Origin of the sequence: Aidingimonas halophila, assembly GCF_900106955.1 — a bacterium.
Classification (GTDB): domain Bacteria; phylum Pseudomonadota; class Gammaproteobacteria; order Pseudomonadales; family Halomonadaceae; genus Aidingimonas; species Aidingimonas halophila.
Genome location: NZ_FNNI01000005.1, coordinates 286,194 through 301,487 on the forward strand (window position 1 = coordinate 286,194; position 15,294 = coordinate 301,487).

The window sequence follows — 15,294 nt, forward strand, 5'->3', positions numbered from 1 at the left end:
AGTCTCGATCCCGATGAAGGGGATGACATGGAACTACGATGGATGGAAGACTTCATCGCCTTGGCTCGTACCCAGCACTTCTCGCGGGCTGCCGAGGAGCAGAATGTCACTCAGCCGACGTTCTCGCGACGGATCAAGCTGCTTGAGGAAGAGATGGGGACAACACTCATCAATCGTCAAACATTGCCGCTTACGCTGACTCCAGCCGGTGCGGAATTCCTCAAGCTGTGTGAGCAAGTGACGGAGCGTGTTCGACTGACCCGCGAGCGTCTGAATCGCATGACGTCAGAGCAAGCCAGTCGACTACTAATTGCAGCACCGCAGAGTTTGCTGACTCACTTTCTGCCGCACTGGATGACCAACCAACCCCAATTGGCTCGGTTGCAGCCCTATCTGCGCGCAACGGGGTGGCTCATTGCCGATTATTTTCAGGGACTGGCGTGTGGTGAGTGTGATCTGGCGCTGTGTTATTGGCCGGTGGGGCGTTGTGACATCGATATTGATGTCAGTGAGTATCAATACCTGATCGTGGGGCGCGAGCATCTGATTCCCTGCTCTGCACCCGGGGAGCATGGGGCGCCTCGCTTCAGACTTCCCGGTACCAAGCGTCATTCCCAAGCATGGATTGCCTACCATCCCCGAGGGTTGCTCAGTGCAGCCATCGCGAGTCATCTGGCCAGGATGCCCGAGGCAACGCATTTGACCGTACTCAACGAGACCATACAGACAAACAATGTGAAAGAGCTCGTCTCCCTGGGTTATGGGCTTGGATGGCTGCCGGCACGGGTTGCTAAACCCGCGCTCGATCAAGGTCAACTCGTACGTGCTGGCGATGAACGCTGGGACATACCGTTGCAGTTACGGCTCTATCGACTCGCTGGCACGCAACGATACGAGCTCGACAAGCTATGGTCGCAAATCGCCTCTTCAAGCGAGGTTACTCCGGGAGCTTCGGAATGACAAATGATCTGGAAACGGCTCAGTACCAGCATCTCGAGCGGTTGCAGGATGGCTATGAACGTGTGTTGGCTGACCAGGGGTATGATGGTGTCCTGATTTACAGCGGACAGGCATATACGCAATACGGTGACGATCAGCCGGTCGGTTTCGTGACGTATGGTCATTTCATGCATTGGATTCCCATGCCCGAAATCGAGTACAGCTGGATACTGATTCGGCCTGGCCATCGTCCGCTGTTACGTTTTCATGCCCCGAGCGATTTCTGGCACTTGCCCCAAACCCTGCCGAATGCAGCGTGGGTGACGGCGTTCGATATCGACTGGAGTGATAATACGGCACCTCCCTCATTGCCAAAGGGGCATTTTGCGTTGCTCGGCGATATCGATGGTGATACCGCGTTATCACTGGGGGGCGATCTCAATCCAGCGCCACTGTTGCTGGCATTGGATGAACTACGCATGTACAAGGACGATTTCGAAATCTGGTGTCTGCGCGAAGCCAATCGACAAGCACTCGTCGGTCACCAGGCTGCGGCTGAGGCATTCCTCGCTGGAAAAAGCGAGCTGGCATGCCATCTCGCCTATCTTACCGCGAGCCAACAACGCGAAAGCGCTCTGCCCTATCCCAGCATCATCGCTCTCAACCGACATGCCGGCGTTCTCCATTACCAACACTACGCTGTCGATTCCCCGACAATGCGACATAGCTTGCTGGTGGATGCCGGCTATCGTCATCAGGGATATTGTGCCGATATTTCGCGTACCACGCCCGGGCCGGGAGCCGATGAGCGATTCTCGGCCCTGCTGAACGCTGTGTCGGTGCTGCAGCAACGTTTAATCGACGCATTGCGGCCGGGACTCCCATTCTCCGAGCTGCACCAAACGATGCATGAAGGGCTCGGTAATCTGTTGAGTGAGCACGGCATTGTCCGGGGATCTGCCGAGGCAGCTGTCGAACAAGGGATTACCCGGGTATTCTGTCCTCACGGTCTGGGCCACTCATTGGGGATTCAGGTCCATGATGTCGGCGGCCGCGTAAGCAGCGATGGAACGCCATTGCCAGCACCTCCATCGGACCCGGCACTACGACTGACTCGCTACCTCGAGAGTGGCATGGTCGTTACGATCGAGCCCGGACTGTATTTTATTCCGATGCTGCTCGACAACTTGCGGGCACAACCGGCCGGGCGTACTGTCGAATGGAATATCGTGGACCCTCTGATCTCCCACGGTGGTATCCGCATTGAGGATAACCTGCTGATAACGAACGAGGGCCATGAGAATCTGACATGTCCCGGGGAATGAGGTCGTAAAGCCATTTGCTTGGGAGTCAAGCCGCGATAAGCTAACAAGTATCGCTCCACTGCGTTGAGGGCGGCATGTCACGCACCATCGTTTCCGCCGACTTTCGTCCCCCCAAGGGACTGGCTAACCGGCACCTTCAAACGCTATTGCCTCGTTTGCTGCCACGCCGACGATTGGCCAGAGACACCGAAATCATCAACCTTCCGGATGGTGATTTCGTCGAATTGGCATGGTTGCGGAATGCCCCCGTACGCCATGACGCTCCGCTTTTCATCCTGTTTCACGGCCTGGAAGGATCGTTTGACTCGCCCTATGCGAGGGACATGCTGGCCGCCGCAGCACGATGCGGCTGGCGCGCCGTGTTGATGCATTTCCGTGGGTGCGGTCAGGCCTCGAACCGGCTTCCCAGGGCGTATCACAGTGGTGACACGGCCGATGCTTACTGGATCATCGCGCAATTGGCACAGCGCTATCCGCATGCCATCAAGGTGGCGGCCGGTGTCTCCCTCGGTGCCAATATGCTGGTGAAACTCGTTGCCGAGCAGGGTGGCGATGGCCTGGACCTGGCGGGTGCGATAGCGGTAAGTGCGCCCCTGGACCTGGCTGCCAGCGCGGATGCGTTGAATACGGGGTTCGCCAGAGTGTATCAGCGGCATTTGCTCAAATCATTGAAACGCAAGATTGCGACCAAGATGTCGCAAGGCCCCTTGCCGATTTCGTTGACGCCGCACCAGTTGAAGGAGCTCGACAGCTTCTGGGCTTACGACAATGAAGTGACCGCCCCCCTGCATGGGTTTGCTTCAGCCAGCGACTATTATCGCCGAGCCTCGGCCGGCCGGTTGCTCGGAGATATCGAGATACCGACACTCATTCTTCATGCTGCCGACGACCCGTTCATGCCGGGCGAACTGTTCTCGCGATTACCGACACCATCGGATGCCGTTCGTGTGGAGATTGCCAGGCACGGTGGGCACGTCGGTTTCATGGAGCGGCGCGGGTGGCGATTGAGTTCCTGGTTGGCGCGCCGCATCACCGCACAACTCAACGATTGGGCGGCTCTCTCCCCTTCCACGATGGGATGGTCGTTGCAGTCGGCTAGCCGATCGGACAGCTGACGCCCGTGCCTTTCAGTCCGCAATATCCGCCGGGATTCTTGGCTAGATATTGCTGGTGATACTCTTCGGCGACATAGAATGTCTCGAGTGGTTCGATCTCGGTCGTAATGGCGTCCCTGCCTGCAGCATCAAGGGCCTGTTGATAGCGGTCACGGCTCGCTTTGGCGGCTGCCAGCTGGCGATCATTCGTGGTGTAGATCGCTGAACGGTATTGGGTTCCTTTGTCGTTGCCCTGACGCATGCCTTGTGTGGGGTCGTGGGCTTCCCAAAAGACTTGCAGCAACGTGTCAAAAGTGATCCGGGATGGGTCGAATACTACCCTGACCACTTCAGCGTGCCCTGTCAGTCCGGTACACGTCTCTTCGTAGGTTGGGTTGGGGGTATGGCCGCCCGCATAGCCAACGGCAGTGACATGTACGCCCGGCAATTCCCAGAAACAGCGTTCGGCACCCCAGAAACACCCCATACCGAATACGACCTCCTCCATCCCTTGCGGGTAGGGAGGCAGCATGGTTTGACCATTGATCACATGTACCCCGCTGATCTTCAACGGTGTATCCCTTCCGGGAAGGGCCTGGTCGGCCGAGACCATGGATGCTTCACGTTGATGCTTGAACATGATGACGGTTCCTCCATAACGATCGTCTCTGTATTGTCAGGGCGCATTCGGCGCTTTGCCAAGACTGAAACGATAGACGAGATCGACGGCTTGCGCTGCACCGGAAACCGCCTCCAAGTACAGGTTTCTCCAGAGAGTGTAACGCAGCGTGAGTTCTGCAATTGGGGAGAATATCCCGACACCGTAGCTGACCTTGAGGTCATCGAAGACATAGCCACTGACCACGACCTGGCTGTCGTCACCCGTACCGGTGGTGTCAAGCGCGAGGTCATCGACCCCGAAGACTTGTCCGAGCTGACCGACCGTACTGCCTGTGCGGGATAACGATAGCCCGATCAATGCTGAGGTAAGTGCGCCATCGGCATCACCATCCTCCGGCGCTCTCCCCCTCAGCAGATATGACAAGGCGCGCGTTTCATCCATCGCGGGTTCCGAAAATACCCGTAACTGCGGGGATTCAGCTGGACCGCTGACCCGAAGCCCGGCGATGACACCATCTTCCGTGACATCCGGGTCGCGGATAGCCTCGAAATCAAGCAAGGGTTGATCTGGCGGGCCACTGAACAACACTTTACCGCGGCGGATCAATAGTTCCTGCCCATAGGCGCTGAAACGACCGTCAACGAGACTGACATCCCCGAACAATTGCAGAGGTCCACTGCTCTGCCGCACCTCAAGATTCCCCCGCAACCCGGATTCCAGTCCATACGCTTCGAGTAACATATCCGGTCCCAGCGAAAGGTCGATCTGCATGTCCATTTGCATCCCGGCATCAGCCATGGTTTCCGACGTCGCGGTGTCAGCGCCTTCATCATCTGTTTCATTGGCTGCTTGTCGTGCTTCCTGATCGTCGCGCTCGCTAATGATCACTTCATCGCTACTGGGAGATACGGCTGAAGCCGGTCGTTGACCGATCTCCAGACGCGCCCAGGGCACGTCGACATTGCCGCGGATCTGCAGGCGGGACGGATTGGCAGCAATCGCCAGGTCAGGGGCAACACGAAGGCGCCCGAACTCCGGCATGTCAATCAGCAGGGGCGAATCACGTCCATCGATGTCGATGGCCGCCTGCCAGTCGTCGCGACTTGGCCATTCGGCATTGCCGTCGAGTTCGAGACGACCTTCCTCGGCGTCGATAAAGCCGCCGATCGTACCGCGGTCACCTGCCAGCTCGATATTCAACTCTCCATTGCTGACATCGAGTGGCAACTCGCCGCCACTGGCCCGTAATCCCGACAACTGGACCATACCGTCCATATCAGGGGTTTCCAGATTACCGGTGATATCGACGTTACCGCTGATTTCCCCCTCGAGCTCATCCATGCCTGTCACGAAAGCCTGGTATGGCGTGAGGCGAATATCGTTCAGTGACAGCGTGCCGCTCAGATCGCCTACCTCCATTGGCTGATCGATCGTCAGATCCAGTCCCATATCGCCGGCTTCGGCCAGGCTCAAATCCAAGGCCAAATCCGCTTGATCCTGAGTGGCCTCACTGCGCAGTGCCAACCTGGATTCCGGTAGTTCCCAGGGTTGCCCATAGGCATCGACACCACTTAGCGACAGATGACTATCGACCTCGGTGTCCAGTGACCATCTGGCACCTCCCTGGCGCCAGGTCGCCGTCACGTCGCCTTGCGTGTCACCGCTTACCGACCACCCCTCCGGAAGTGAGTCCGTCAGCAAGTCCATCGGTAATTCATCAAGGGCAATGACGACACGTCCGGATTCCGCGGAGGCTTCCAATGGTTCGGTGAGACACAAATGCCCGCCCGTCTCACGACGAAGACAGAATGGCTGTGCTTGCAATCGGCCGGCATCCAGGTTGACGGCAAAGTCGATGCTTTCATCCAGTTGAATGTCGCCCTGGCGTGTTGCCAACGAGAGAGGATCGATACGTCCCTGGTAACGCGTTCGATCGGCATTCACTCCCCCGGAAAGTACCATTTCCGCACGGGAAAGCTGCATGGTGTCGTCAGCGTTGGCATCAAGGGTCAGGCGATGGTCGGATAGCCGCCCTGAAAGGCCCAGGGTGACGGAGTCGAGACGCTGGCTGCCGGATACGATATCCGAGGCATTGAGGTCGGCATTCAACTGCGGGTCGTCGATTCCCCTGATATCGGCGTTGAGAGAAAGGCTTTCGATCCGGTTTTCGGCAAAACGCAGGGAATCTCCTTGAACATCAAGATCGAGTTGAGGCGTATCGAATGTACCGCCGAGGACGATGTCCCCCCGTATGCTTCCTCCCAGGCCATTCGACAGCGTATCAAGCCGAGCGATATCCAGCTCGCCCTGAAGGTCGAGCCGATTGGCGACTTCCCCTTGTGCGGTCAGACGATTATCGCCCTGGCGAAAGTCCAGGTGATCGACTTGCCACTGCATATCGCTGTTGCCGGACAGTGCGGCATCCAGAGTAAAAGGTAACGACTGCAGTTCACCATCCAATCCCAGTTCAGGGATGTCGAGTTGCCATCCCCCGCCATCGGTTTGTGCGAAACGAAGATGTGACTCTCCATTGATCCGACCTGCAATTGCCTCGGTAAATTGGCTGGGGTCAAGGTCTTCAACACGTAGCTGGGCGCCGATATCCAGTCCTTCGGACCAGCCGGCCTGGCCTTGGCTTTCCAGGGAACCGCGTTCGGTATCCAGAATCAAGGACAGCCATTGGAACTGTTCCAGATCTCCGGTCCCGGTCATGGCCAGTTGTGTCTCGGGGAATTGCGGGCCACTGGCCTGCATCGAGACTGACGTGCTGTAACCCTGGAGATCTCCTTTCGCCTGAAGGTTGACTCCCTGGAGAAGGTAGACGGAGTCGGTAGCGCTTTCGTCTTCCCTTTCTCCAGTATCGAGAGGCCATTGCAGTTGTTCGGATCGAAGCTCCAGTGCGAATGGAACGCCAGGATCCAGGGCGTCCAGTTCTCCATCAAGCTGAAGAGCAACCGGGCCTTGTGTCGCCAGAGCCATGTCCAGTTCAGCCAGGCTGCCGTTAAGATCCAACGTCACTGTCTCCCCTGCGAGTTCCGGCATGATATCCGGCAGGAACAGTTCACCCTGCAATCGAGCCTTCAAGGGGTAGTCATCACGTAACTCGATGTCAGCACCAAGAGATATCTCGGCATCCTGTGACTCGATGGTCAGCGGATCGATAGCCACGCGATGCCCTTCTCCAGACGCCGTCAGGGCCAATCGTTCCACCTGATAATCGGTAGGGCCGTTCAACCGGAAATCCTCGATCGTCAGTTCCGGGATGTCGAAGCCGATAGGCAGGCGTATCTCAGGCAAGGTCAGACGGTCACGAGCATCAAGTGGGGTCTCCTCCGCTTCTGCCCGCGTAGTGTCTGCAGAAGTCCGCAAAGGGGATTGAGCAGAAATCGACGCATCGATGGCTGAAGCCGTGATGCGATGCGTCGTATCGCTTCTCGATTCATTGGATGGTGCCAGGGCCTCACCCGGCGTCGGGGGTGAGGAGACGTAGGGCGAGGTCAAACGGGTTGGTGCCAGCTCTACTCGCTCATCCCGGGCAAAGGCTCCCGTCTGGAAATTCTCCCAACCCAGATGGGTGCCATCACTCAATTCGATGTCGACATCCGTTAACGAGAGACGCCGAAGATCGACGGGAAACGGGAGTTTGATGGCAGGAGTGCCTCCCCCATTCTCGTCGGCAGGTGTATCGTTTGCTTCTGCAGGTGTGCCTTCTTCCAGGACTAAGCGGGCACCGTCAATGGAAAGATCGTCGAGGCAAAGGCTGCCGGAAAGCACGCAATCCTCGGCCCAGGCGAGCCGTAGATCCGCTACCTGAACATTCGCAGGTCCCGCCGCAAACTGCAGTCCCTGGATGTGGAATGTATCCAAGGGAGCGCCTTCGACGGCATCATAGCTCAGCCACCCCCTGGACTCTCCTTGTTCGAGGAGCATGTCGGTCCCCCATGGTGATAACGCCAGGCCCAATGAGAAGAGGACCAGGCCGATCAACCATAGAGGGATCCAGATCAGTGTACGCGACAGTGCCCAGAGGGCTGCCAGGACGTTTAGAACTCGGGGCCGATGGCGAAATGGATGCGCCACGAATCATCCTCGTCGTCGAAAGGGTGTGCGATGTCGAGTCGAATCGGACCGACTGGTGATATCCAGCGAACTCCCAGCCCTGCCCCCGTATTCAGCGTGTCGGGCCACCAGCTGTCGAACGCATTGCCGGTATCGGTGAAAGCGGCACCCCACCAATCGCCGGTAATGCGTCTTTGTACTTCGGCGCTGGCAGTAAACATATGCTGCCCACCGCGTAATTCACCCTCGTCGTTACGAGGAGCCAGGCTTTCGTATGAATAGCCGCGGATACTGCGATCACCACCGGTAAAGAAGCGCAATGATGGGGGTATCTTGTCGAAGTCATCGGTATCGATCGCCCCGACACCGGTTCGGCCGACTAGGCGAAGATCATCGCCGACCATGCGGATCCACTGCGAATCCAGCGTCGCTCTCAGAAAGGTGGCATCCGATCCCCAAGTGCTATCGGAGTACTCGATAGCCAATCGCTGGCGGTCTCCCCACGACGGGAAGGTCGGATTTCGAGTTCGTGTCCTTGACCAACTGATGCCGGGGTAATACAGCAGCACCTGATCTTCCTGATCGGCTTGAGTGAAATCTTCATAAAGCGTACGGAAGTAAAGGCTCTGGGTCCAACCGTTGTCGAACTCCCAGCGTCTGGCAAGTTCCACGGCAGCTTCAAGGCTGTTCGTATCCTCGCTATCGCGCTGCCGAAAGCCGTACTGCAGCCGGTAACTATCCCGCAACGGGTCTTCCAGAGGCATGACATATTCGCCGGTCAGACGCTGTTCCGGGGCCGATAGAAACAAGTCGTGATCAAGACTGTCGCCATCGCTATTGATCCACGGTTGATCCCAGGAGAAGCGCACCCTGGGACCGACATCGGTGGCGTAGCCGATTGCGGTCTCGAACTGATGCCGGTCGGCGGGGGCCAGGCGGACATCGATCGGAACGTCATGTGACTGCCGTGGACTGATGTCATTGGCCGATATCAGGGCCTGAGCCGACAATCTGTGTCGACGGGGCTGGGCTGCCGCCGGGTCATCGTCCAGTACCGCTTCCTCCCACCATCTTGATGAAGGTTCCTCGATGGCCAATTGCTCCCCTTGACGAATGCGGGGTCGTACACTGATCGAGGAAAACCATTCGCTCTGTCCCAGCCGTTGGTTGAACGTGGCCAGATCACCGGCGAGATAAGGCGTCTCTGTATCGAACGGCTGCATACGACGCAGGCGATCCTCGTCGATGTGACTGCCTTGATAATTGACCTCGCCGAAGCGGTACCGAGGGCCACTATCGAGCAAGAGGTACAAGCGGGCGCTCGCTTCCCAGGGGCGAATCTCCATGCGGCGCTGACGGTACTGCGAATCGAAATAACCTCGCTCGAGAGCCAGTGCCGACAACCGATTGCGCAATCGGTCATAGGGGGCGTGCTCCAAGGGGTCGCCTTCCTGGAGCGGGAACCCGGCAAGGGCCTCCTGAAAGGTGTCATCGTTTTCGGCATCGCCACTGACGCCTATATCGAGCTCTGTGACCGTCACCCGGGGACCTGGATCGATCGTGACATTGACCCGGTCGACCGGGTCGCCCTCCAGCTCCACAGCAAACTGAGGTTCGTAATAGCCATAGACTCGCAAGGCTTCGGCGCTCCGGCGTCTGACGACAGCTGCGAGACGATTACGGCTATAGCGTTCTCCCTCGATCGCTTCCAGGTAGGTGATGACGTTACCTTTCGCTGGTTCGTGATCAAGACCGTCAACATGGGCCTCCAGTGCCAAAACGGAAGGCGACAAGCAGGCCATGGCGAGAAAACGCCAGACTTGCCGGAGAAAACGTTCACCCATGCAACGACATCCTCATTGTCCTTGCAACGCTTCGAGCTGGGCGTTGATGGCGACTTGAGATTGTCTGAGTTCGGTGAGCTGGTCCCGAGTGTCTTCAAGACGCTGCTCAAGTTCGCCCAGCGTCTCCTGATCGGAGTCCCTGGCACCCTCCAGGGCTTCGAACTGGTCTTCCAGTGAGCGAACCGAGGTCATGAGAGACGACACCATGACATCCTGCGCGGATTGACGGTTTTCCCACTGATCCAGGCGCTCCTGCCAGTTGTCGAGTCGTTCCCTATTGTCTTCCTGGCGACTTGCGAGAGTCGCTCGGCTGTCCTCGCCGGCACGCTCCAGCGCGTCGAGGGACTCACGCGTGGCATCGACGATATCACTCAGGCTGTTGTAGTTGTCGTCGGTATCATCGAGCCGTTCCTCGATATCGGCCAGTGTGGTTTCGAGCTCATCGTTGCCTTCCATTCCATCGATTCGCTCTTGCTGCTCATCCAGCCGGTTCGCCAGTGACTGCTGGGTTTCATCCATCGCGGCAAGTTGCTCTTCGATGTCATCGAGCCCTGTGGTCCGGGTTTCATCGATACTGTCGAAACGCGCATGGATGTTTGACAATTGCCCTTCCAGACTGTCGACATCACGTTGCAGCGCCTGATGGATCTGCCAGCCGACATAGCCCATACCCCCCATGGCCAACACCATGAGAAACATCAGGCACCAAAGCGGCCAGAGCCTAGGGGCTGGAGCATACCGCTGACGGGGCGGATGATGAGACCCCAGACTGGTATCAGCATCAGGCACGATACGGGGGGGGACGCGTTCTTCCTCCGGGCGCTCGGCCATAAAAAGGGACTCCTGTCCGGATGACGACTTCTCTAGGTAGCGGCGTTCACGATCTTGCTCATGGGAAGACGATGTCGCCCGACATTGGCGAGCATACCCCATACTGCTACGATGTGACGATCCGCCGTTTGCAGATAGTTGTATTGTACGGTTTTTTGCAGTGGATTCGGTAGCGGGTCGCGGGTTTTCCGTCGAAATATATCTTTACACAATGCTTCGGGTGATCTCGATATGCCGTTTGAACTCCCCGCACTCCCTTATGATAAGCAGTCGTTGGAGCCGTATTTATCCGCCGGAATGGTAGATGATCATTACCGTCACCATCACGGGGAAATCATCGCTGATCTCAATCGTCTGATGAGCACTACCTCTCAAGCCGATAGGTCATTGGAAATTCTCATCTTCCAGGAGTCGGCTCCGCTATCCGACCAAGCAGTCAAAGCTTGGAATCATACCTTCTACTGGCACTGTCTTTCACCATTTGGTGGCGGCGGTCCATCAGGAGAATTGTCGCGTGAACTGGTATCGGTATTCGGTAGTGTCGATGCGTTTCATGATGCACTTTCATATCGAGCGCTTAACTGCCTTGGCGACGGATGGATCTGGCTCGTTAGAGAGGACACGGGGGAACTGCGGGTGATCACATTGCCCGATACGGATACCCCCATCGCTCATGGGCAAACGCCCTTGCTCAGTATTGACCTCTGCAAGCACGCGTATTACCAAGATTATGCTCACAATGGCGATCCAGCTAAAGCTGGCCTACGGTACCTTGCAGCATTACGGAACATCATCAACTGGGACTTCGTCGCCATGAATGCCAAGGCACCGTCGGTGGCGAGTCATCAAGGGTCCGCTCGTCGTCCAATGCCTCGATAGGTCAGTCCGCGAGCCGCGACATACGTCGGGTCGTAAATATTGCGTCCATCCAGGACCAAACACTCTTTCAAGGCATCCCGCAGCTGGCGCCAATCGGGGTTCCAGTACTGTTTCCATTCGGTGACCAGCAGTAGCGCATCAGCGCCTTTACAAGCCTCCAAGGGATCACCATTGAATCCGGTCAACAGCGGGTGCTCCCCCACCTGCTCAAGCAATGCCGGCAGAGCGGCCGGGTCGTGAACCCGCACATGGACATCCTGTGCCCATAAGGCCTTCAACAGTGTCAAAACGGGGGCATGGTCGATGCGTGCCGTGCCCGGCTTGAACGCTGCCCCCCAGATAGCGACCGTACGTCCCTTCAATTGGCCATGGAAATGTGCCCACAATTTGCGAAATAGTGTTTCCTTCTTGTGCTCGTTTATATCCAACACCCGCTCGAGCAATACCGAATCACGGCCACTGGCCGACTGCACATCGGCCAGGCGCATCAAATCCCGGGAGAAGTTGGGTCCACCGAATCCGCATCCCGGATAGAGATATTCATATCCGATGCGCGAATCAGCTCCCATTCCCTGGCGCACCTGCTCGACATCGACACCCAGGGAGTCCGCCAATCCAGCGACTTCGTTCATGTAACTGATACGGGTAGCCAGCATACCGTTGACGGCAAGCTTGGTCAGTTCGGCAGCACGACGCGACATGCACTGGAAGACATCGGCGCGTCGATTGAAGGCGCGCAAGAGTTCGCGAATCTGGTTTTCGGCTTTCGCATCCTCGCAGCCGAGCAACCAACGCTCAGGACGGGTAAAAATATGCCAGGCACGACCTTCCTCGATCATGTCAGGCAGACTGACAGCCACCTGCCCTTCATGTCCCAATGCCTGTTCGAGATTTTCGGTGTCGCCGACAGGGAAGGTTGAATTATTGACCACGATCAGGGGCGACTGCTGATGATTGGCAACGTGGCGGACACACGTCTGCGCCGCAGCGCGTTGATCCGGTGCCAAGGCGATCCAGAGGATATCGTAGTCAGTCGGCTCTTCGGAAAGCGACTCGACGATATTCAGGCTGCGGGTCCTGGCTGAGGACTCGATCTGCTCCACGAGCCCCGGTTCCCGCTGCAACCAGCCGGAATCACGCAGCGTCGACCAAGGCGACTCGGGATAAGGATACCAACTGACTTGATGGCCGACACTTGCCAGTGCTGCGGCAGCCGTTGCGGATGACAATTCACTGCCGTGAACGAGAACACGCATGATTCAACCCTGTGAGGAGTAACGGGTCAACAGATCGCCGAAGTCGGCACCATATTTCGGGTGCCGCTTGGCGAAGGCCAGAATGGCTTCGAGATAACCTAGCTGGTGACCGCAATCGTAAGTGGCACCCTGCATGCGATAGGCAGAAACACCTGTCTGGTGACGCAACGCATCGATCGCGTCCGTCAACTGAATTTCGTCACCGGCTCCCGGCGGCGTGGTAGCCAGTAACGGGAAAATGGAGCCGGGCAGGAGATATCGCCCTATTACGGCTAACGTCGAAGGCGCCTCATCGATCATGGGTTTTTCTACCATGCCGGTCAGCGAGGCCGATTGGCCAGGTGCCAGGTCAGGTTGATCCAATGCAACGATACCGTACTTGTAGACGAGCTCGCGTGGCACATTTTCCACCATGACCTGGGCCTGACCACTGCGTTCGTAAGCGTCGATCATGCCGGCCAGATCGTTTTTCGACATACCGTTATCATCTACCAACACATCCGGTAACAGGACCGCAAATGACTCGTTGTCACCGACGACAGGACGCGCACACAGTATGGCGTGTCCCAGGCCCAGCGGTTCAGGCTGGCGAATGCTGATGATCCTGACGTCGTCGGGGATGATATTGCGTAGTTCCTCGAGCAGTTCCGTCTTTCCCTTGGCTTCCAGCGTGGTCTCGAGTTCGAAATGCTTGTCGAAGTGATTTTCGATGGCCCCTTTACTGGAATGCGTCACCAGGACAATCTCCTTGATCCCGGCTTCGACGGCTTCTTCCACGACATACTGGATCACCGGCTTGTCGACGATCGTGATCATCTCCTTGGGAATCGCCTTGGAGGCTGGCAGACAACGTGTGCCAAATCCGGCGACTGGCAATACGGCCTTGCGGATCATAGCGAGTCCTTGCATTGCAGTGAATGAACGGGGAGATTATGCCATAGCCTGAACGCTGACTCTTGCACACGAGCGAAAATGTCGCGCGCAGAATGTGCCAACGGTACAATCAGGAACATGCAACGCTGCTAGAGGCCTATCATGACCCGTCCGACAGTCTCTCCGGAATCCGATAACGTCGATGCGATCGAAGTCGCCAAGTTCGATGTGCTGGCCAGCCACTGGTGGGACAAGGAGGGAGATTGCAAACCACTTCACGACATCAATCCTCTTCGGCTCGAGTTCATCGACTCACGCGTCAATCTGGCGGGCAAAAAGGTCATTGATATCGGTTGTGGTGGTGGCATCCTCAGTGAGGCCATGGCCCATCGAGGTGCCGTTGTCACGGGAATCGATATGGGCAAGGAGCCATTGGCTGTCGCGGAGCTGCATAAGCAGGAAAGTGGCGTCACTATCGATTACCGGCAAATCAGTGCCGAGTCCATGGCCGAGGAACACCCCGGCGAGTATGACGTCGTCACCTGTCTGGAAATGCTGGAGCATGTCCCGGACCCGGCATCGGTCGTCCGTGCATGTGCCACGCTGGTCAAACCAGGGGGCGATGTTTTCTTCTCCACGATCAATCGCAACCCCAAAGCGTATGCTTTAGCGATTCTGGGCGCTGAGTATGTTTTGGGCCTCTTGCCTCGCGGCACACATGATTACAGCAAGTTCATTCGTCCGTCGGAACTCTCGAGTTGGTGTCGACACACCGGACTTCAGATCAGGGAACAGTGCGGACTGACATACAACCCGGTAACACGTCGCTATCGTCTGGCTGAGCACGATGTGTCCGTCAATTACCTGATGCATTGCCGACTGGAGATGCCGTGACCCACCGCCGCCTCCCCCGTGTCCTGCTCTTCGACCTCGATGGCACACTGGTCGATACGGCACCGGACCTTGCCAGAGCGACCAATGCACTCAGGGCCCATCATGGCTTGCCACCGCTGCCGTACCCACGAATCCGGTCCGAAGTGTCCAATGGTGGTAATGCCCTGGTTTCCCTGGCTCTGGGGATCGACAAGGAGGATGCGGCCCATGCCAAGGCCCGCACTTTCCTCCTTTCCGCCTATGGTGAGGATGTTGCTGCCAAAAGCCGCCTGTTCCCGGGCTTGGACTCATTATTGGATCGCTGGTCCGTCCCTCCCCGGTCGTGGGGGATTGTCACCAATAAGCCGCGAGCCTACACGATTCCGCTTCTTGATGCCCTGGACTTACGTCCTGGGACGCTGCTGTGTGCCGATGACCTGGACGAAAGAAAGCCCTCGCCTGAGCCACTCTGGGAAGCCGCTAGACAATTGGATGCATCGGCGGATGAGTGTTGGTATATCGGTGATCATCGCCGCGATATGGAAGCGGCCCGAGCAGCCGGAATGACGGGCGTTGCCGCTGCCTATGGTTATCTGGATGGCAAGGAGGATTGTCGCGACTGGCCGGCTGATGTGTGGGCGGCAACGCCGGAAGCACTAGTGGAATTATTGACGGCTAGCGCGACGTTGCCTTGATACC

At 57.4% G+C, this 15,294-nt stretch carries 12 protein-coding genes; 6 read left to right on the top strand and 6 right to left on the bottom strand.

Annotated features, from left to right (window positions below; genetic code table 11):
• Window positions 1–27 precede the first annotated feature (27 nt).
• The 3 genes from BLW01_RS11420 to BLW01_RS11430 all read left to right on the top strand — a co-directional run bounded on the left by BLW01_RS11420 (window position 28) and on the right by BLW01_RS11430 (window position 3,379).
• A complete protein-coding gene (locus BLW01_RS11420) occupies window positions 28–960 on the top strand; it encodes a LysR family transcriptional regulator (protein WP_092569777.1) in 933 nt (310 codons plus the stop codon).
• A complete protein-coding gene (pepQ, locus tag BLW01_RS11425) occupies window positions 957–2,264 on the top strand; it encodes a Xaa-Pro dipeptidase (RefSeq protein WP_092569779.1) in 1,308 nt (435 codons plus the stop codon). The genes BLW01_RS11420 and pepQ overlap by 4 nt, the downstream gene beginning before the upstream one ends.
• Window positions 2,265–2,338: 74 nt before the next feature.
• The gene (locus tag BLW01_RS11430) at window positions 2,339–3,379 is read left to right on the top strand and encodes a hydrolase (RefSeq protein WP_092569781.1); all 1,041 of its coding nucleotides are present in this window, start codon (window positions 2,339–2,341) and stop codon (window positions 3,377–3,379) included.
• Here BLW01_RS11430 and msrA read toward each other — a convergent pair.
• From msrA to BLW01_RS11450, 4 genes are read right to left on the bottom strand one after another with little or no spacing between them, the layout of a single operon-like run.
• Window positions 3,360–3,998 (bottom strand): peptide-methionine (S)-S-oxide reductase MsrA, encoded by a 639-nt coding sequence (msrA, locus tag BLW01_RS11435; protein ID WP_092569783.1) that lies wholly within the window; start codon window positions 3,996–3,998, stop codon window positions 3,360–3,362. The two genes, BLW01_RS11430 and msrA, sit on opposite strands and share 20 nt — an antisense overlap.
• Before the next feature lie 36 nt (window positions 3,999–4,034).
• Window positions 4,035–8,060, bottom strand: coding sequence for an autotransporter assembly complex protein TamB (tamB, locus tag BLW01_RS11440; RefSeq protein WP_229806411.1), 4,026 nt, complete (start codon window positions 8,058–8,060; stop codon window positions 4,035–4,037).
• Window positions 8,024–9,883, bottom strand: coding sequence for an autotransporter assembly complex protein TamA (tamA, locus tag BLW01_RS11445; RefSeq protein ID WP_092569785.1), 1,860 nt, complete (start codon window positions 9,881–9,883; stop codon window positions 8,024–8,026). Before tamA ends, tamB begins: the two co-directional genes overlap by 37 nt.
• A gap of 12 nt (window positions 9,884–9,895) precedes the next feature.
• Window positions 9,896–10,714 carry a coiled-coil domain-containing protein gene (locus BLW01_RS11450; protein WP_092569787.1) on the bottom strand — a complete coding sequence of 273 codons (819 nt, stop codon included), beginning with the start codon at window positions 10,712–10,714 and terminating at the stop codon, window positions 9,896–9,898.
• A gap of 231 nt (window positions 10,715–10,945) precedes the next feature.
• Here BLW01_RS11450 and BLW01_RS11455 point away from each other — a divergent pair, with 231 nt between their 5' ends.
• Window positions 10,946–11,593, top strand: coding sequence for a Fe-Mn family superoxide dismutase (locus BLW01_RS11455; RefSeq protein WP_092569789.1), 648 nt, complete (start codon window positions 10,946–10,948; stop codon window positions 11,591–11,593).
• On the opposite strand, the gene BLW01_RS11460 is transcribed toward BLW01_RS11455, so the two are convergent.
• Together BLW01_RS11460 and galU are read right to left on the bottom strand one after the other, a co-directional pair.
• A complete protein-coding gene (locus BLW01_RS11460; protein WP_092569791.1) occupies window positions 11,560–12,849 on the bottom strand; it encodes a nucleotide sugar dehydrogenase in 1,290 nt (429 codons plus the stop codon). The two genes, BLW01_RS11455 and BLW01_RS11460, sit on opposite strands and share 34 nt — an antisense overlap.
• Before the next feature lie 3 nt (window positions 12,850–12,852).
• Complete coding sequence (gene galU, locus BLW01_RS11465; protein WP_092569793.1) at window positions 12,853–13,743, bottom strand: UTP--glucose-1-phosphate uridylyltransferase GalU; 891 nt, start codon at window positions 13,741–13,743, stop codon at window positions 12,853–12,855.
• A gap of 141 nt (window positions 13,744–13,884) precedes the next feature.
• Here galU and ubiG point away from each other — a divergent pair, with 141 nt between their 5' ends.
• Together ubiG and BLW01_RS11475 are read left to right on the top strand one after the other, a co-directional pair.
• The gene (gene ubiG / locus BLW01_RS11470; RefSeq protein WP_092569795.1) at window positions 13,885–14,616 is read left to right on the top strand and encodes a bifunctional 2-polyprenyl-6-hydroxyphenol methylase/3-demethylubiquinol 3-O-methyltransferase UbiG; all 732 of its coding nucleotides are present in this window, start codon (window positions 13,885–13,887) and stop codon (window positions 14,614–14,616) included.
• The gene (locus BLW01_RS11475; RefSeq protein WP_092569797.1) at window positions 14,613–15,290 is read left to right on the top strand and encodes an HAD family hydrolase; all 678 of its coding nucleotides are present in this window, start codon (window positions 14,613–14,615) and stop codon (window positions 15,288–15,290) included. The genes ubiG and BLW01_RS11475 overlap by 4 nt, the downstream gene beginning before the upstream one ends.
• Window positions 15,291–15,294 lie beyond the last annotated feature (4 nt).

Coding starts and splice junctions, on each gene's coding strand:
- BLW01_RS11420 (WP_092569777.1), top strand. CDS start 28: ATGGAACTACGATGGATGGAAGACTTCATCGCCTTGGCTCGTACCCAG.
- pepQ (WP_092569779.1), top strand. CDS start 957: ATGACAAATGATCTGGAAACGGCTCAGTACCAGCATCTCGAGCGGTTG.
- BLW01_RS11430 (WP_092569781.1), top strand. CDS start 2,339: ATGTCACGCACCATCGTTTCCGCCGACTTTCGTCCCCCCAAGGGACTG.
- msrA (WP_092569783.1), bottom strand. CDS start 3,998: ATGTTCAAGCATCAACGTGAAGCATCCATGGTCTCGGCCGACCAGGCC.
- tamA (WP_092569785.1), bottom strand. CDS start 9,883: ATGGGTGAACGTTTTCTCCGGCAAGTCTGGCGTTTTCTCGCCATGGCC.
- BLW01_RS11450 (WP_092569787.1), bottom strand. CDS start 10,714: ATGGCCGAGCGCCCGGAGGAAGAACGCGTCCCCCCCCGTATCGTGCCT.
- BLW01_RS11455 (WP_092569789.1), top strand. CDS start 10,946: ATGCCGTTTGAACTCCCCGCACTCCCTTATGATAAGCAGTCGTTGGAG.
- BLW01_RS11460 (WP_092569791.1), bottom strand. CDS start 12,849: ATGCGTGTTCTCGTTCACGGCAGTGAATTGTCATCCGCAACGGCTGCC.
- galU (WP_092569793.1), bottom strand. CDS start 13,743: ATGATCCGCAAGGCCGTATTGCCAGTCGCCGGATTTGGCACACGTTGT.
- ubiG (WP_092569795.1), top strand. CDS start 13,885: ATGACCCGTCCGACAGTCTCTCCGGAATCCGATAACGTCGATGCGATC.